This is a genomic window from Cellulomonas sp. Y8, assembly GCF_008033115.1.
Taxonomy (GTDB): Bacteria; Actinomycetota; Actinomycetes; order Actinomycetales; family Cellulomonadaceae; genus Cellulomonas.
In genome coordinates this window covers 3,420,983-3,438,330 of the sequence record NZ_CP041203.1, presented here as the reverse complement: position 1 = coordinate 3,438,330, position 17,348 = coordinate 3,420,983, and the positions used below count along the sequence as shown (strand labels likewise).

The following is a 17,348-nucleotide window of genomic DNA, read 5'->3' as shown; positions in this document are numbered from 1 at the left end:
CGCCCTGGTCCGTCTCACATCGTGGTGCACGAGTCCAGCAGATGATCGGTACCGAGTCGTGACCGGCCGCGCCGCCCGCGTCCCGGCGCGTCGGGTGCGCGGCTCCTAGCCTCGTGCGCATGACGCGAACCCGCACCGCCGGCCGCACGCTGCCCGCCGGCGCCGCCGTCCTGGCGCTCGCCCTGGTCGCCGCGTGCGGTTCGGGCGACGGCACGGCGGGCGACCCGGCGACCACCGGCGCATCCCCGTCCGCGCCCGCCGCCACGACGACCGCCACGCCCGCCCCGTCCGCCTCGCCCACCGGGGGCACCCGGCCGGACGACGCGCAGGCCGACGACGCCGCGCCGCCGTTCCCGGCGGACACGGCCCCCGACACCACGGACCCGTCCGCCGACGCGACCCTCACCGTCACCGACGTGCGCGTCGGCCACCACGCCGGCTACGACCGCGTCGTCTTCGAGCTCGGCGGGACCGGGACGCCCGGCTGGCGCGTCGAGTACGTCGACGCGGCCGTCGAGGACCCGACCGGCGAGACCGTCGACGTCGCCGGCGACAGCCCGCTGCAGGTCGTCCTCACCGGGACCGCGTACCCGCACGACACCGGCCAGACCGAGTTCCCGCTGCGGGAGCCGGTCACCGCCGCCGGCACCACGGCGGTCACCGAGGCCGTGCTGCTCGGCACGTTCGAGGCGCAGACCCAGGCGTTCGTGGGCGTGACCGGCGAGCCGCGCCCGTTCCGGGCCTACCTGCTCCCCGACCCGGTGCGCGTGGTGGTCGACGTCCAGCAGTGACGGGAGGCGGCGGGCTCACGCCCGCCGCACCACCCGGGCCTCCCACGGCCGCAGCGTCGTCGGCTCCCCGGCGTCGGCGTGCGTCCCGAGCACCAGGTCGCCCCAGCCGCCGTCGTCCGCGAGCGGCCAGGCGTCCCCGAGGTCGACGACCCGCTCCTCCCCCGACACGTTCACGACGACCAGCAGCGCGTCGCCGTCGAGCTCGCGGGTGTACGCGTACACCTGCTCGTCCTCGGGCAGCAGCATCGTGAAGTCGCCGAGCGCCACGACCGGGTCGGCGTGCCGGAGCTCGATCAGCCGGCGGTGGTGGTGGAACACCGACCCCGGGTCGGCGCGCTCGGCGGCCGCGTTGATCTCGACGTGGTTCGGGTTCACCGCGAGCCACGGGGTCCCGGTGGTGAACCCCGCCTGCGGCGAGTCGTCCCACTGCACCGGCGTGCGCGCGTTGTCCCGGCTCATCGCCGCCAGGCCCGCGAGCAGCTGCTCGTCCGTCGCCGACGCGAGCGTGCGGGCCTGGGCGACGTGGTTGACCGACTCGATGTCCCGGTACTGGTCGAACCGCGTGAAGTGCGCGTTCGTCATCCCGAGCTCCTCGCCCTGGTAGACGTACGGCGTCCCGCGGTGCAGGTGGAGCAGCGTCGCGAGGGCCTTCGCCGACTCCCGGCGGTGCTTCCCGTCGTCGCCGAACCGGGACACCACGCGCGGCTGGTCGTGGTTGTCCCAGTACAGGCTGTTCCAGCCCGCGTCCGCGAGCCCCGCCTGCCAGCGCCCGAACGTCGCCTTGAGGTCGGTCAGCCGCAGCGGCCTCGGGTCGAACTTGCCCCCGGGGCCGTGGTCCAGGCCGACGTGCTCGAACTGGAACACCATGTCGACCTCGCGCCGGTCGGGGTCGGTGTACTTCCGCGCCTCCTCCAGCGTGACGCCCGGGGTCTCCCCCACGGTCAGCAGCCGGTCCGCCCGGCCCTCGAACACCTCGCGGTGCATCTCGTGCAGGTACTCGTGCACCCGCGGGCCGTCCGTGTAGTGCGCGCTGCCATCGCCCCACACCCCCGCGACCACCGGCCCGTCCGGGAGCGCGGTGTCCTTCGAGATGAGGTTGATGACGTCCATCCGGAAGCCGTCGACCCCGCGGTCCAGCCACCAGTGCATCATCGCGTAGACGGCCTGCCGGACCTCCGGGTTCTCCCAGTTGAGGTCGGGCTGCTTCCGGCTGAACAGGTGCAGGTAGTACTCGCCGGACGCGTCGTCCAGCTCCCAGGTCGAGCCGGAGAAGAACGAGTGCCAGTTGGTCGGCTCCGCGCCGGGCTGCCCCGGCGCCATGCCGTCGCGCGGCGGCCGCCACCAGTACCAGTCCCGCTTCGGGCTCGCCGGGCCGCTCCGGCTCTCCAGGAACCACGGGTGCTCGTCGGACGTGTGGTTGACCACCAGGTCCATGAGCAGCTTCATGCCCCGCGCGTGCAGCCCGGCGATGAGCTCGTCCAGGTCCGCGAGCGTGCCGAACGACGGGTCGACGTCCTGGTAGTCGCTGATGTCGTACCCGTTGTCGTCCTGGGGCGAGCGGTAGATCGGCGACAGCCACACCACGTCGACGCCCAGGGCGCTCAGGTGGTCGAGCCGGGAGATGATCCCGCGCAGGTCGCCGACGCCGTCGCCGTCGGAGTCCTGGAACGACCTCGGGTAGATCTGGTAGACGACGGCTCGGGTCCACCACGGCGCATCTTCGACGGTCCATGCCATGCGTCCACCCTGGCACGCGGCGCGGCGGCGCGCAGCCGACGTCAGTCCACGTCACCGCGCCGGAACGCGAGCGCGCCGAGCGACACCAGCACCACCGTGACCACCCCGAGCAGCAGCCCGCCGTGCAGCATCGACACGGTCCGCTCGGCCGTGCACATCCCGGCCTGCGGGACGCCGTCGAGCGGCGCGCAGGGCACGCTGACCCAGTAGGTCAGGCCGCCCTCCAGCCAGGCGCGCAGCGACGAGCGCACGGTCCAGGGGGACAGCGCCGGGAGCAGGCCGGCCAGCACGCCGTCGACCAGCAGCAGCCAGCCGATGCCGAGCCCGAGCGCCCCGGCCGCGCTGCGCAGCAGGAAGCCGAGGGCGGCACCCACCGCCCCGAGCGCCGCGGCGGCCGCCAGCGCCCGGAGCACCTGCCAGCCGAGGTCGGTCCACCACACGGCGGTGAGCTCACCCACGGCGTCGTGCACGGACGCCGCGACCCACGCGCCGCCGACGGTGAGCGCGAGCGCCGCCGCCGTCGGCACCAGCACTCCGGCCGCGGCGACGGTGACCTTGCTCGCGTAGACCCGGCCGCGCCGGGGGACGAACGTCAGCCAGGTGCCGAGCGCCCCCGAGCCGATCTCGGCGGTCACGAACGTCACCCCCGACGCGAAGGCGAGCAGGATCAGGAAGGTCGTCACCCCCGACACCCAGCCGGGGCCCGAGTCCGCGAGCGTCGGCTGGAGCGGCAGGTACGCGTCGAGGCGGGGCTCCATGTCGTCGCAGGCCCAGTCCGCGCCGGGGTCCGTCTCCTGCGCGAGGGCCTCGCCCTCGCGGCACTCGGTCACGTACTGCTCGCCGTTCTCCGCCCAGTCGTCCTGCGCGAACGCGAGCTGCTGCTCCGCGTCCGCGATCGCGCGCTCCGACGGGGGCCGGGCCGCGGCGAACACGCTCGCGACGACCACGAGCGCCGCGACGACCGCGAGCAGCGCCAGCCACCGGGTGGCCGCGCGGTAGCGGAACCGGCGCGCCTCGACCCGCACCAGCCTGCCGCGCGCCGGGCCGGAGGCGGCGCGCCCGGTGCCGGTGGCGGTGCGCGCGTCAGCGGCGCGCACGGTGCCCTGCGGGGCGCTCACGCGCGGACCCGCCGTCCGTGCGGCGCCGGCCGGCCCTGGTGCGCGGCGGCGGTGCCGTCCGCGCCCGTGCCGGTCAGGGCGAGGAACACCTGCTCCAGGTCGGCGCGGCTCGGCGCGAGCTCGTGCAGGTACAGCCCGTGGTCGGCCAGCGCCCGCGTGATCTCCGCGGGCGCGGCGCCGGCGACGAGCAGCCCGCCCGCGCCGTCGGGCCGCACCGCCCAGCCGCGCTCGCCGAGCACCGCCGCGGCCTCGGCGGGACGCTCCACGCCCACGCGGGCCTCCCCCGCGCCCGCCGCGGCCAGCAGGTCCTCGACCCGGCCGCCCGCGACGAGGCGGCCCTGCGTCACGATCGACACGGTGTCGGCCACCTGCTGCACCTCGGCGAGGATGTGGCTCGACACCAGGACCGTCTTCCCCGCCGCCGCGAGCTCCCGCATCGTCTGCCGCACCTCGTGGATGCCGGCGGGGTCGAGGCCGTTCGTGGGCTCGTCGAAGATCACCAGCTCGGGGTCCTTGAGCAGCGTGGACGCGATCGCCAGCCGCTGCTTCATGCCCAGCGAGTAGGTGCGGAACGCGCTCGACGCCCGGTCCGCGAGGCCGACGTCGGCGAGCACCCGGTCGACCTGGGCGGCGGGCGCCCCGATCGCCGCGGCGAGCAGCTCGAGGTTCCGCCGCCCGGAGAACGCCGGGAAGAACTTCGGCGACTCGACGATCGCACCGACCCGGGCGACGACCTCGGGCAGCGCCGCGGGGACGGGACGGTCGAGGACGCGCACGACGCCCGAGTCCGGCCGGATGAGCCCGAGCAGCATCCGGATCGTCGTCGTCTTGCCCGCGCCGTTCGGGCCCAGGAACCCGTGCACGCCGCCGAGCGGCACGTCCAGGTCGAGGCCGCCCACCGCGACGACCTGCCGGCCGCGGTGCCGGTAGGTCTTCCGCAGGCCGCGGGTGCTCACGGCGGTGGTCCCCGCCGGCGCCGGCTCCGTCGTCACGCTCGCCCCCCGTTGCGTCGGGGCACCCGTCCGGTGCCCCGACGCGACCCTAGCGGGCGGGCCCGGTGCCGGGAGGCCGTTCGCGCAGATCAGCGCCGTCGGCCCGGTCGGGCCTCAGATCAGCACCGCCCCCGTCGACGCCGACTGCACGAGCTTCGCGTACTTCGCCAGCACGCCGCGGGTGTACCGCGGGGGCAGCGGGCCCCAGCCGACCCGGCGGGCGGCGAGCTCCTCCTCGGGCACCAGCAGGTCGAGCGTCGCGTTGGCGACGTCGAGCCGGATCCGGTCGCCGTCCCGCACGAACGCGATCGGGCCCGCGTCCACCGCCTCGGGCGCGACGTGCCCGACGCACAGGCCGGTCGTGCCGCCGGAGAACCGGCCGTCGGTGAGCAGCAGCACGTCCTTGCCGAGCCCGGCGCCCTTGATCGCGCCGGTGATCGCGAGCATCTCGCGCATGCCCGGGCCACCCTTGGGGCCCTCGTACCGGATGACGACGACGTCGCCGGCCGTGATGGTGCCGTCCTCCAGCGCGTCCAGGGCGGCGCGCTCACGCTCGAACACCCGGGCGGTGCCCTCGAACACGTCGGTGTCGAAGCCGGCCGACTTCACCACGGCGCCCTCCGGGGCCAGCGAGCCGTCGAGGATCGTGATGCCGCCGGTGTGGTGGATCGGGTTGTCCAGCGCGCGCAGGATCTTGCCGTCCGGGTCGGGCGGGGCGACGTCGGCGAGGTTCTCCGCGACGGTCTTGCCGGTGACCGTGAGGCAGTCGCCGTGGATCAGGCCGGCGTCGAGCAGCGCCTTCATGATCACCGGGACGCCGCCGATGCGGTCGACGTCGGCCATGACGTACCGGCCGAACGGCTTGAGGTCGCCCAGGTGCGGGACCTTCGCGGCGACGCGCTTGAAGTCGTCCAGGGTCAGGTCGACCTCGGCCTCGTGCGCGATGGCCAGCAGGTGCAGCACGGCGTTCGTCGAGCCGCCGAACGCCATGACCACGGCGATCGCGTTCTCGAACGCCTCCTTGGTCATGATCTGCCGCGCGGTGATGCCCTTGCGCAGCAGCTCGACGACGGCCTCGCCGGAGCGCATCGCGAAGTTGTCCCGGCGGCGGTCCGCGCTGGGCGGGGCGGCGGAGCCCGGCAGGGACATGCCCATCGCCTCGGCCACCGAGGCCATCGTGTTCGCGGTGTACATGCCGCCGCAGGCGCCCTCGCCCGGGCAGATGGCGCGCTCGATGCGGTCCAGGTCGCCCTTCGACATCAGGCCGCGGGCGCACGCGCCGACCGCCTCGAACGCGTCGATCAGCGTGACGTCCTTCTCGGTGCCGTCCTCGAGCTTCACCCAGCCCGGCATGATCGAACCGGCGTAGAGGAACACGCTGGACAGGTCGAGGCGCGCGGCCGCCATCAGCATGCCGGGGAGCGACTTGTCGCAGCCGGCCAGCAGCACGGAACCGTCCAGCCGCTCGGCCTGCATCACCGTCTCGACGCTGTCCGCGATGATGTCGCGGCTCACCAGCGAGAAGTGCATCCCCTCGTGGCCCATCGAGATGCCGTCCGACACCGAGATGGTGCCGAACTCCAGCGGGTAGCCGCCGCCGGCGTGCACGCCGCTCTTCACGGCCTGCGCCAGCCGCTGCAGCGACAGGTTGCAGGGCGTGATCTCGTTCCAGGAGCTCGCGACGCCGATCTGGGGCTTCACCCAGTCGTCGTCGCCGAGCCCGACGGCGCGGAGCATGCCGCGCGACGCCGTGGCCTCGATGCCGTCGGTCACCTGCCGGGAGCGCGGCTTGATGTCGATGTCCGGGGTGTTCCCGCCCGTGGTCGTCATGTGCCGACTGTAGGCGCGCGCGGCGCGACGCGCCCTGACGTGCCGGGGCGCGCCGCGCGGCGCTCGGGTGGTCCTGCGTCAGCCGCGCCGGAGGCGGCTCACGTCGCGGACCGCGCCGCGGTCGGCGCTGGTCGCCATCGCGGCGTACGCCTGGAGCGCCGGGGACACGTAGCGGTCGCGGTCGACCGGCTGCCACGGGTTCTCGCGCGCCTCCATCTTGGCCCGGCGGTCGGCCAGCACCTCGTCGGGCACGTTGACCCGGATGAGACGGGTCTCGACGTCGATCTCGATCTCGTCGCCGTCCTCGATCAGGCCGATCGTGCCGCCCGCGGCCGCCTCGGGGCTGATGTGGCCGACCGAGATGCCGCTCGACCCGCCGGAGAACCGGCCGTCGGTGATGAGCGCGCACACCTTGCCCAGGCCGCGGCCCTTGATGAACGACGTCGGGTAGAGCATCTCCTGCATGCCGGGGCCGCCGGACGGGCCCTCGTAGCGCACGACGACGACGTGGCCCGGCTCGACCTCCTTGCGCAGGATCTTGTCGACGGCCTCGTCCTGCGACTCGCACACCAGCGCGCGGCCGACGAAGTGGAACACGTCCGGGTCGATCCCGGCGGTCTTGATGATGGCGCCGTCCTCGGCGAGGTTGCCGCGGAGCACCGCCAGGCCGCCCTCGACGGTGTAGGCGTGCGCGACGTCGCGGATGCAGCCGCCCGCGCCGTCGGTGTCGAGGGACTCCCACACGTTCGACGTCGAGAACGCCTGCGTGGTGCGGACGCCGCCGGGGGCCGCGTGGAACAGGGCGGTGGCGCGCTCGGTGGCCTTGCCGCCGCGCACGTCCCAGTCGTCCAGCCACGCGCGCAGCGTCGGCGTGTGCACGCTGGTCACGTCGTGGTCGAGCAGGCCACCGCGGTCGAGCTCGCCGAGCAGCGCGGGGATGCCGCCCGCCCGGTGCACGTCCTCCATGTGGTAGTCCGGGTGGTTCGGCGCGACCTTGGCCAGGCAGGGCACCCGGCGGCTGATCGCGTCGATGTCCTCGAGCGTGAAGTCGACCTCGGCCTCCTGCGCCGCGGCGAGCACGTGCAGCACCGTGTTGGTCGAGCCCCCCATCGCGACGTCGAGCGCCATGGCGTTGGCGAACGCGGCTCGGGTCGCGATGCCGCGGGGCGCCGCGGTGTCGTCCTCGTCGTCGTAGTACCGGCGGGCCAGGTCGACGATCGTGCGGCCGGCCTCGAGGAACAGCTCCTTGCGGGCGGCGTGCGTGGCGAGCGTCGAGCCGTTGCCCGGCAGCGACAGGCCGAGCGCCTCGGTCAGGCAGTTCATCGAGTTGGCGGTGAACATGCCGGAGCAGGAGCCGCAGGTCGGGCAGGCGTTCTCCTCGACCGTGGCCAGCGCCTGGTCGGAGACGTTGTCGTCCGCCGAGTAGTTGATCGCGTTGATGAGGTTGAGGTGCGTCTTCGCGACGCCGTCCGCGATCACGGCCTTGCCGGCCTCCATGGGGCCGCCGGACACGAAGATCACCGGGATGTTCAGCCGCAGCGCCGCGTTGAGCATGCCCGGCGTGATCTTGTCGCAGTTCGAGATGCACACCAGGGCGTCGGCGCAGTGCGCCTGGACCATGTACTCGACCGAGTCGGCGATCAGGTCGCGGCTGGGCAGCGAGTAGAGCATGCCGGCGTGGCCCATCGCGATGCCGTCGTCGACCGCGATGGTGTTGAACTCCTTGGCGACGCCGCCGGCCTCCTGGATCGCCGACGCGACGAGGTCGCCCATGTCCTTGAGGTGCACGTGGCCCGGGACGAACTGCGTGTACGAGTTCGCGATCGCGATGATCGGCTTGCCGAAGTCCTCGGACCCCATGCCGGTGGCGCGCCACAGGGCGCGGGCGCCGGCCATGTTGCGGCCGTGGGTCGAGGTACGAGAGCGGAGAGGACGACTCACGCTGGGGCTCCTTCGGACGAGCAGGGCGCCACCGCGGCGGCGGCGTGGCGGTCACGGTACGTCCGCGCACGTCACGGTGCGTCGGGCGTCCGTCCTGTGATCGACCGAGGGGCGAGACGACGGTCCCTCGGGGACCGCCCCGCTCAGCCCTTCCCGCGAGCCTGCCAGGTGCAGACGCAGGCCTCGTTGCCCTCGGGGTCGGCCAGCACCCAGAACGCGGGCGCTCGCCGGTCGGACAGCAGCGTGCCGCCGGCCGCGAGGGCCGCCGCGACCCGCGCCTCGGCCTGGTCGTGCGGCACCGTGACGTCGACGTGGATCCGGTTGCGCTGCGGGCGCGGGGCGTCCATCTGCTGGAACCAGTACCCCGGCCCGAGCGCGCCCGGGTCGGCGAGCGCCGGGTCGTCCGGGTCGGTCCCGGGCTCCGGCTCGTACCCCAGCACCGCGCGCCAGAACGGGGCGACGCGCGGGATGTCGAGCGCGTCGATCGCGATCTCCTGCGAGGTGAGCGAGGCGGGGTCGCCGCTGACCCCGAGCTCGTCCGCCGCTGCCGACACCGCGGCCGCGAGCGCCAGGTCCGCCTCGGTGAGCCCGTGCACCGACCACGTGGTCGTGCGCACCTGGACCACGCCCGGCCGCAGCGTCACGTCCGGGGCGGCGCCGACCCGCTCCGCCGCGGCGGCCACCCGGGCGACGAGCGCCGCGCCGGTCGCGAGGTCGGGGACCCGGAAGGCGGCCTGCAGCCACAGCAGCAGCACCCGCCAGTGCCGGGCGTCGACCCGCTCGGTGGCGGCGCCGGGGCCGATGACTCGCTGCTCTGCGCTGTCCATGTCCCGACCCTCCCACGCCCTACCGACACGGGGTTGCGGTTGACGCTGCGTCAACGCCTACCGTCGAGCAGCGACGGCGGAACGACCGCCGTCGGCGACAGGACGGGGCGGACGGGATGACCGGCACGACGGGCACGGAGCGGTGGACCACCGCCGAGGTGGTCCGGCTGTCCGGGGTGACGTCCCGGACGCTGCGGCACTACGACGCGATCGGGCTGCTGCGCCCGGCCGGCACCGCGCCGGGCGGGCAGCGGGAGTACGGGCGCGCGGAGCTGCTGCGGCTGCAGCAGGTGCTCGTGCTCCGGGAGCTCGGCGTCGGGCTGGCGGTGATCGGGGACATCCTCGACGCGGCGGCGCCCGCCGGGAGCACCCGGGGCGCGGGCCCGGCGCGCGTCCAGGCCGACCGGCTGCGCGAGCACCACGCCGCGCTGCTCGCCGAGCGGGACCGGCTCGACCGGCTCGCCCGCACCGTCGCCGCCACCATCGAGTCCCTGGAAGGGGGCACCGACATGCCTGCCGAGGAGATGTACGAGGGCTTCGACCACCGCCGGTACGAGGCCGAGGCGCGCGAGCGCTGGGGCGACGCGGCCGTGGACCGCAGCACCCGCGCGTGGGAGGACCTGTCCGTGGACGAGCGCGAGGCGCACCGCCGCGAGGGCGAGGCCGTGAGCACGGGGCTGGCCGCGCTGCTGGCGGCGGGCACGCCCGTCACCGACCCGGCCGTCCGTGACCTGGTCGCCCGGCACCACGCCTGGGTGGCGCTGTTCTGGACGCCGGACGCCGAGGCGTACCGGAACCTGGCGGCGATGTACGTCGACGACCCGCGGTTCGCGGCCACGTACGACGCGGTCGCGCCCGGGCTTGCGGTCTACCTGCGGGACGCCGTCGACGCGCACGCCGACGCCGTCGCGGGCGGCTGATCGGGCTCGCGAAGGTCGGGACCAACGGCCCATCCGCGGGCCGGGCCGCGGGGGCAGGCTGGTGCGCACGGACCACCGGTCGTCTCTCCCCCGGGGCGACCACCGGGCTTCCCGCCCGCGGTCCGCTCCGGTCACCTGATGACGACGACCCGTCAGCAGGTACCCCCAGTCGAGGCACCATCGGCTCATCGCCCGGGCCGGTGGTGCCTCGACGCAGGTCCGGGTCGCGACCGCCGACGCCGCTGGCTACCGTCGCCGGGTGACCGCCCTCCACTGGTTCCGCCGCGACCTGCGGCTCGGCGACAACCCCGCGCTGCACGCGGCGGCCGCGCAGGGCGACGTGCTCGCGCTGTACGTGCTCGACCCGCGCCTGTGGGCGTCGTCGGGCGCTCCCCGCCGCGCCTACCTGGCCCGGAGCCTCGCCGCGCTCGACGAGCAGACCGGCGGCCGGCTGCTGGTCCGGCACGGCGACCCGCGCGAGGTGGTCCCGGCGGTGGCCCGCGAGGTCGGCGCCGAGGCGGTGCACGTGGCGGCGTCGACCGAGCCGTTCGGCCGGCGGCGGGACGACCACGTCGAGTGGACGCTCGAGGAGGACGGCCGCGCGCTGGTCCGGACCGGGTCGCCGTACGCGGTCACGCCGGGTCGGGTCCGCAACGGCTCCGGCACGCCGTACAAGGTGTTCACCCCGTTCCGGCGCGCCTGGGCCGAGCACGGCTGGCACTCCCCCGCGCCGGACGCCACCACGACGGCCCGCGCGGTGACGTTCCTGGACGGCGGCCGGTCCGACGCGGTGCCGGACGCGCCGGTGCCCGACGGCCTCGCGCTGCCGGAGGCCGGCGAGGCGGCGGCGCTCGCCCGGTGGGCGGAGATGCTCGACGGCCCGCTGTCGCACTACAAGGCGGAGCGCGACCGACCCGACCTCGACAGCACCTCGCGCCTGTCCGTCCCGCTCAAGTGGGGCGAGATCCACCCCCGCACGATCCTCGCGGACCTCGCGCAGCGCCGGGGCGAGGGCGCCGACACGTTCCGCGGCCAGATCGCGTGGCGCGACTTCCACGCCGACGTGCTGTTCCACAACCCCCGCGCCGCGCACGAGTCGCTGACCCCGGTCATCCCGGAGAACGCCTGGCTGGACGGCCGCGCGGAGGTGGACGCCCTCGCCGCCTGGGCCGAGGGCCGCACCGGCTACCCGCTCGTCGACGCCGGGATGCGGCAGCTGCGCGGCGAGGGCTGGATGCACAACCGGGTGCGGATGGCCGTGGCCTCGTTCCTGGTCAAGGACCTGCACGTGCGCTGGCAGCGCGGGGCCGACCACTTCATGGCGTGGCTGGTGGACGGCGACATCCCGCAGAACCAGATGAACTGGCAGTGGGTCGCCGGGACGGGCCGGGACGCGGCACCGTACTTCCGGGTGTTCAACCCGGTGACCCAGGGCGTGAAGTTCGACCCGCACGGGCACTACGTCCGGCGCTGGGTGCCCGAGCTGCGCGACATCCCCGGCAAGGCGGTGCACGAGCCGTGGAAGCTCCCCCGCTCCGCCGCGCCGGACTACCCCGAGCGCATCGTCGACCACGCCCACGAGCGCGCGGTCTCGCTCGGCGCCTACCAGTCGATGCGCTGAGCCCGGGCGGCCCAGCGCTCCCAGATCGGCGCTCCCGCGCGAAGTCGGTGCTTCCGCGCGAGATCGGTGCTTGCAACCACCGATCTCGGCCCGAACCACCGATCTCGGCACCGGCCGGCGCCGCCCCGGGACCGAGGTCCCAGGGCGTGGGCCTGCGAGGCCCGAGCGCGCACGCAGTCGGCGAAGTCGGGACCTTCGACCCCTCCCTCCGAGCGGACATAGCGGGACATTGAGCGCGTCGTCACAAAGCCGTGATCCCGACCGGAGGCAGCCGCCATGTCCGCACCCACCGTCTCGCGCCCGTCCACCGCACCGGCCCCGCTGCCGGCCCAGGAGGACGTCGTCACCTCCCTGAACGCGCGCCGCGCGCTCGCCGCGACCCGGCTCGCCACCGGGTTCATCTTCCTGTGGGCCTTCGTCGACAAGACGTTCGGCCTCGGCTACTCGACCCCGTCCGAGCGCGCCTGGATCAACGGCGGCACGCCGAGCCAGGGCTTCCTCACCAGCGAGGCCGTGGTCGGCCCGTTCAAGGACCTGTTCCGGTCGATCGCCAGCCCTGCCACCGACGTGCTGTTCATGCTCGGCATGCTCGGTGTCGGCCTCGCGGTGATGCTGGGCATCGGCCTGCGGGTCTCCGCCTGGGCGGGCTCGCTGATCATGGTCCTGATGTGGGCCGCGGAGTGGCCGCTCACCGCCGGGTCGACGAACCCGCTGGTGGACTACCACATCATCTACGCCCTGGCCCTGATCGCCTGCGCGGCCTGCCTGGCCGGTGACACCTGGGGGCTCGGCCGCGTGTGGCGCGAGCTCCCGGTGGTGCGGTCGCAGCGCTGGCTGCGCTGAGGACGCGGCCGCGGCGGACGGAGACCGCCGCGGCCGGCAGCACGCGCGAGGCGCCCGTCCCGTTCCCGGGGCGGGCGCCTCGTCCGTGCGCGGGAGCACCCCGGCGCCTCCGGGGCCTTGGGCTGGGACCGAGGTCCCGGACCAGGCCCTCCCAACCCCGGGACGGAGGTCCCGGGTGACCGGCATCCGGGTGACGCGGAGCGCTTTCCAGCAGCCGCACGCAGGGAGTTTGGGACTTCCGTCCGGGGTGCAGGGCCTTCGACGGGAGGACATTGGGAAAGTCATCACAAGGTGAACCCCACAACAACGAAGGCACGGATCATGACCACGATCACCACCCCCCGCACCGAGGCGGCCCCCGCGACCTCGCGGACCCAGGAGGACGTCGTCACCTCGGTGGCCGCCCGCCGCGTGCTCGCCGCTCTCCGCCTGTCGACGGGGTTCATCTTCCTCTGGGCGTTCCTCGACAAGACGTTCGGGTTCGGCTACTCGACGGCCTCGGACGCGGCCTGGATCAACGGCGGCGCGCCGAGCCAGGGCTTCCTGCAGTTCGCGGCCCAGGGCCCGCTGACCGGCTTCTTCAACGGCATCGCCAGCCCGGTCTCGGACGTCCTGTTCATGCTCGGCATGCTGGGCGTCGGCCTGGCGGTCATGCTCGGCATCGGCACCCGGGTCGCGGCCGGCGCCGGCTCGCTGATCATGGCGATGATGTGGCTCGCCGAGTGGCCGCTCATCTCGGGCTCGACCAACCCGGTCATGGACTACCACATCATCTACGCGCTGGTGCTGGTCCTGGTGGCCCTCACCGCCGGCGGCGACACCTGGGGCCTCGGCCGCTGGTGGAAGAGCCTGCCGGTCGTGCAGAAGAACCGCTGGCTCATCTGATCGACCAGCACCCCTGAGCGGCCCGGTCGCTCACCGCAGGCGCGAGGCGCCGGTCCCCACCCTCCCGGGGACCGGCGCCTCGTCCGTGCGCCCGGGCGGCGCGGACCACGTCGGTCAGGCCGCGCGCAGCGCCCGGTACTCGTCCTCGAGCATCCCCATGTCGATGCCGTCGCACCAGCCGTCGCCGTCCCGGTACGCGTCCCGGCGGCGCCCCTCGACCCGGAAGCCGATGTTCTCGTAGAGCGACCGCGCGCGGGCGTTGATGCTCAGCACGTCCAGCCCGACCCGGTGCAGGCCGATCCCGTCGAAGGCCAGGCCGAGCACGAGCTCGATCGCCTCGGTGCCGTAGCCGCGGCCGCGGTACGCCGGCCGCATGACCAGGCGCATGTTCGCCGAGCCGACCACCTCGTCGATGTCGTTCAGCACGATCTCGCCGAGGTACTCGTCGGACCCGTTCGCGGTGATGGCGAGGTCGATCCGCCCGTCCATGCCGGAGACCGTCGCGCACCACGCGTCGATCTGGGCGCGGGTGAACACCGTCGTGGTGCCGGTGGTCCGCATCCCCTCGGGGTCGTTGACCATGTCCCACATGGCCGGCGCGTCGTCGGCGCGGATGGGGCGCAGGTGGATCATCTCGCCCTCGAGCGTGGGCTTCTCCATGGGGCTGCCTCCTCGTCGACCCGAGCCTAGGCACTGCGGGTGACCGTCGTGTTTCGCCGCGCGGTCGGGCGCGTTCCGGGGCGGGCGCCGGAACGCGTGCCGGCCCGCGCGCCACGGCGGCGCGGCCCCGGTCCCGCCGGGTGCCGCGCCGCCGTCGTGCTGCTCAGGCCTGGACGCGCTCCAGGACCAGCTCGCGCACGCGGCCGGCGTCCGCCTGGCCGCGGGTCGCCTTCATGACCGAGCCGATGATCGCGCCGACCGGGCCGAGGTTGCCGCCGCGGATCTTCTCCGCGATGTCCGGCTGCGCGGCCAGGGCCGCGTCGATCGCCTCGAGCAGGGGGCCGTCGTCCGAGACGACCTCCAGGCCGCGCGCGACGACGACCGCCTCCGGGTCGCCCTCGCCGGCCAGCACGCCCTCGAGGACCTGCCGCGCCAGCTTGTCGTTGATCCGCCCCGCGTCGACGAGCTGCTGCAGCTGGCCGATCTGCGTCGGGGTGATCGGCAGGTCGGCGAGCTCGACCTCCTGGGTCTTGGCGGTGCGGGCGAGCTCGCCCATCCACCACTTGCGCGCGGCGGCCGGGCTCGCGCCCGCGGCCACGGTCGCCTCGATCAGCTCGACCGCACCCGCGTTGACCACGTCGCGCATCTCGGCGTCGGCGTAGCCCCACTCACCCTGCAGCCGGCGCCGGCGGGCGGCGGGCAGCTCGGGAAGCGCGGCGCGGATCTCCTCGACCCACTCCCGCGACGGGGCGACGGGCACCAGGTCGGGCTCCGGGAAGTACCGGTAGTCCTCGGCGTCCGACTTCACGCGGCCGGCCGTGGTGATGCCGGTGTCCTCGTGCCAGTGGCGGGTCTCCTGGGTGACCGAGCCCTGGGCGTCGAGGATCGCGGCCTGGCGGCTGATCTCGTACCGGACGGAGCGCTCGACCGAGCGGAACGAGTTCACGTTCTTCGTCTCGGTGCGGGTGCCCAGCGGCGCGGTCGGCGTCGGGCGGAGCGAGACGTTGACGTCGGCGCGGACGTTTCCGCGCTCCATCCGCGCCTCGGACACGCCGAGCGCCCGGAAGATGTCGCGCAGCGTCTGCACGTACGCCCGCGCGACCTCGGGGGCCCGCTCGCCGGCGCCGGTGATCGGCTTCGTGACGATCTCGACCAGCGGGATGCCCGCGCGGTTGTAGTCGACCAGCGAGTACTCCGCGCCCTGGATGCGGCCGGTGGCGCCGCCGACGTGGGTGTTCTTGCCGGCGTCCTCCTCCATGTGCGCGCGCTCGATCTCGACGCGGAACACGGTGCCGTCCTCGAGCTCGACGTCCAGGTACCCGTCGTGGGCGATCGGCTCGTCGTACTGCGAGGTCTGGAAGTTCTTCGGCACGTCCGGGTAGAAGTAGTTCTTCCGGGCGAACCGGCAGGTCTCCGCGATCTCGCAGTTCAGCGCGAGGCCGATCCGGATCGCGTACTCGACCGCGGTGCCGTTGACGGCGGGCAGCGCGCCGGGCAGGCCCAGCGACACCGGCGTGACCGCGGTGTTCGGCTCGGCGCCGAACGTCTGCGGGGCGCCGTCGAACATCTTGGTCGCGGTGCCGAGCTCGACGTGCACCTCGATGCCGATGACCGGGTCGAACCGGGCCACGGCCTCGTCGTAGTCGACCAGGTCGACGGTCTGGGTGCTCACTCGCCCACCTCCAGCTCGGGAGCCTTGGCCAGCAGCGGGCCGCCCCAGTTCTTCTCCAGCAGCGCCTCGAGCGCGGCGCCCACGCGGTACAGCCGGTCGTCGGCCTTGGCCGGGGCCAGCACCTGGAAGCCGACGGGCAGGCCGTCGTCCGACAGGCCGTTCGGCAGCGACATGCCGGGCACGCCGGCGAGGTTCGCCGGGATGGTGGCGACGTCGTTGAGGTACATCGCCAGCGGGTCGTCCAGCTTCTCGCCGAGCTTGAACGCCGTGGTCGGCGCCGTCGGGGAGACCAGCACGTCCGCCTGCTCGAACGCGTTCGCGAAGTCGCGCTGGATGAGCGTGCGGACCTTCTGCGCCGAGCCGTAGTAGGCGTCGTAGTAGCCCGCCGACAGGGCGTAGGTGCCGAGGATGATCCGGCGCTTGACCTCGTCGCCGAAGCCGGCGCCGCGGGTCGCGGACATCACGCGCTCGGCGGTCACGGGGCCCTCGGAGGGCTCGACCCGCAGGCCGAACCGCATGCCGTCGAACTTCGCCAGGTTGCTCGACGCCTCGGACGGCAGGATCAGGTAGTACGCGCCGAGCGCGTACTCGAAGTGCGGGCAGGAGACCTCGACGATCTCGGCGCCCGCGCCGCGGAGCAGCTCCAGCGACTCCTCGAACCGCGCGAGCACGCCGGGCTGGTAGCCCTCGCCCTGCAGCTCGCGGACCACGCCGACGCGCACGCCGGTGAGGTCGCCGGACGCGCCCTGTCGGGCCGCGGCGACCAGGCCGGGCAGCGGCTCCGGGATGGACGTCGAGTCGCGCGGGTCGTGCCCGCCGATGAGCTCGTGCAGCAGCGCCGAGTCGAGCACGGTGCGCGTGACGGGGCCGGCCTGGTCGAGCGACGAGGCGAGCGCGATGAGCCCGTACCGGGACACCGAGCCGTAGGTCGGCTTCACGCCGACGGTGCCGGTGACGGCACCGGGCTGGCGGATCGAGCCGCCGGTGTCGGTGCCGATGGCCAGCGGGGCCTCGTAGGCCGCGACCGCCGCGGCCGAGCCGCCGCCGGAGCCGCCGGGGATCCGGTCCAGGTCCCACGGGTTGTGCGTGTTGCCGTACGCCGAGTGCTCGGTCGACGACCCCATGGCGAACTCGTCCATGTTGGTCTTGCCGAGGATCGGCAGGCCCGCGGCCTTGATCCGCTCGACCAGGGTCGCGTCGTACGGCGGCACCCAGCCCTCGAGGATCTTCGAGCCGGCCGTGGTCGGCAGGCCCTGCGTGACGACGACGTCCTTGACGGCGATCGGCACGCCGGCGAGCGGGTGCAGCTCCTCGCCCGCGGCGCGGCGCGCGTCGACGTCGGCGGCGGTGGCCAGCGCCTCCTCGGCGGACACGTGCAGGTACGCGTGCACGGCGGGCTCGACGGCGGCGATGCGGTCCAGGTGCGCCTGCGTCACCTCGACGCTGGTCACCTCGCGCGCGGCGAGCTTGTCGGCCAGCTCCGCGGCCGAGAGACGGGTCAGGTCGGTCAT

The 17,348-nt window shown here is 74.3% G+C and carries 14 protein-coding genes; 5 read left to right on the top strand and 9 right to left on the bottom strand.

Annotation, left to right across the window (positions count from 1 at the left end; all coding sequences use genetic code 11):
- Positions 1-119: 119 nt before the first annotated feature.
- Positions 120-791 carry a hypothetical protein gene (locus FKM96_RS15555; protein ID WP_147796000.1) on the top strand — a complete coding sequence of 224 codons (672 nt, stop codon included), beginning with the start codon at positions 120-122 and terminating at the stop codon, positions 789-791.
- Positions 792-806: 15 nt separating this feature from the next.
- On the opposite strand, the gene FKM96_RS15550 is transcribed toward FKM96_RS15555, so the two are convergent.
- The 6 genes from FKM96_RS15550 to FKM96_RS15525 all read right to left on the bottom strand — a co-directional run bounded on the left by FKM96_RS15550 (position 807) and on the right by FKM96_RS15525 (position 9,236).
- On the bottom strand, positions 807-2,528 hold the full coding sequence (locus FKM96_RS15550) for an alpha-glucosidase (protein ID WP_147795999.1): 1,722 nt from the start codon (positions 2,526-2,528) through the stop codon (positions 807-809).
- A gap of 41 nt (positions 2,529-2,569) precedes the next feature.
- Positions 2,570-3,646 (bottom strand): ABC transporter permease subunit, encoded by a 1,077-nt coding sequence (locus tag FKM96_RS15545; protein WP_147795998.1) that lies wholly within the window; start codon positions 3,644-3,646, stop codon positions 2,570-2,572.
- Positions 3,643-4,638: an ABC transporter ATP-binding protein gene (locus FKM96_RS15540; RefSeq protein WP_246855016.1), complete on the bottom strand. Its 996-nt coding sequence runs from the start codon at positions 4,636-4,638 to the stop codon at positions 3,643-3,645. The genes FKM96_RS15545 and FKM96_RS15540 overlap by 4 nt, the downstream gene beginning before the upstream one ends.
- A 114-nt stretch (positions 4,639-4,752) precedes the next feature.
- Positions 4,753-6,468, bottom strand: a complete 1,716-nt coding sequence (ilvD, locus tag FKM96_RS15535; protein ID WP_147795997.1) for a dihydroxy-acid dehydratase — start codon at positions 6,466-6,468, stop codon at positions 4,753-4,755.
- A 78-nt stretch (positions 6,469-6,546) separates the two neighbouring features.
- The gene (gene ilvD, locus FKM96_RS15530; RefSeq protein ID WP_246855015.1) at positions 6,547-8,364 is read right to left on the bottom strand and encodes a dihydroxy-acid dehydratase; all 1,818 of its coding nucleotides are present in this window, start codon (positions 8,362-8,364) and stop codon (positions 6,547-6,549) included.
- Between the two features lie 188 nt (positions 8,365-8,552).
- The gene (locus FKM96_RS15525; RefSeq protein WP_147795995.1) at positions 8,553-9,236 is read right to left on the bottom strand and encodes a VOC family protein; all 684 of its coding nucleotides are present in this window, start codon (positions 9,234-9,236) and stop codon (positions 8,553-8,555) included.
- A 116-nt stretch (positions 9,237-9,352) separates the two neighbouring features.
- Between FKM96_RS15525 and FKM96_RS15520 the strand changes: the two genes are divergently transcribed.
- The 4 genes from FKM96_RS15520 (at position 9,353) to FKM96_RS15505 (ending at position 13,505) form a co-directional block, all read left to right on the top strand.
- Positions 9,353-10,156: a MerR family transcriptional regulator gene (locus FKM96_RS15520; RefSeq protein WP_147795994.1), complete on the top strand. Its 804-nt coding sequence runs from the start codon at positions 9,353-9,355 to the stop codon at positions 10,154-10,156.
- A 259-nt stretch (positions 10,157-10,415) separates the two neighbouring features.
- Complete coding sequence (locus tag FKM96_RS15515) at positions 10,416-11,777, top strand: deoxyribodipyrimidine photo-lyase (protein WP_147795993.1); 1,362 nt, start codon at positions 10,416-10,418, stop codon at positions 11,775-11,777.
- A gap of 276 nt (positions 11,778-12,053) precedes the next feature.
- Positions 12,054-12,620, top strand: a complete 567-nt coding sequence (locus FKM96_RS15510) for a DoxX family protein (RefSeq protein ID WP_147795992.1) — start codon at positions 12,054-12,056, stop codon at positions 12,618-12,620.
- Positions 12,621-12,941: 321 nt separating this feature from the next.
- A complete protein-coding gene (locus FKM96_RS15505) occupies positions 12,942-13,505 on the top strand; it encodes a DoxX family protein (protein WP_147795991.1) in 564 nt (187 codons plus the stop codon).
- 114 nt (positions 13,506-13,619) lie between these two features.
- Here FKM96_RS15505 and FKM96_RS15500 read toward each other — a convergent pair whose 3' ends face one another.
- From FKM96_RS15500 to gatA, 3 genes are all read right to left on the bottom strand, one after another.
- Positions 13,620-14,165: a GNAT family N-acetyltransferase gene (locus FKM96_RS15500; RefSeq protein WP_147795990.1), complete on the bottom strand. Its 546-nt coding sequence runs from the start codon at positions 14,163-14,165 to the stop codon at positions 13,620-13,622.
- Positions 14,166-14,328: 163 nt separating this feature from the next.
- Positions 14,329-15,837: an Asp-tRNA(Asn)/Glu-tRNA(Gln) amidotransferase subunit GatB gene (gatB, locus tag FKM96_RS15495; RefSeq protein ID WP_147795989.1), complete on the bottom strand. Its 1,509-nt coding sequence runs from the start codon at positions 15,835-15,837 to the stop codon at positions 14,329-14,331.
- Positions 15,834-17,348 (bottom strand): Asp-tRNA(Asn)/Glu-tRNA(Gln) amidotransferase subunit GatA, encoded by a 1,515-nt coding sequence (gene gatA / locus FKM96_RS15490; RefSeq protein WP_147795988.1) that lies wholly within the window; start codon positions 17,346-17,348, stop codon positions 15,834-15,836. The genes gatB and gatA overlap by 4 nt, the downstream gene beginning before the upstream one ends.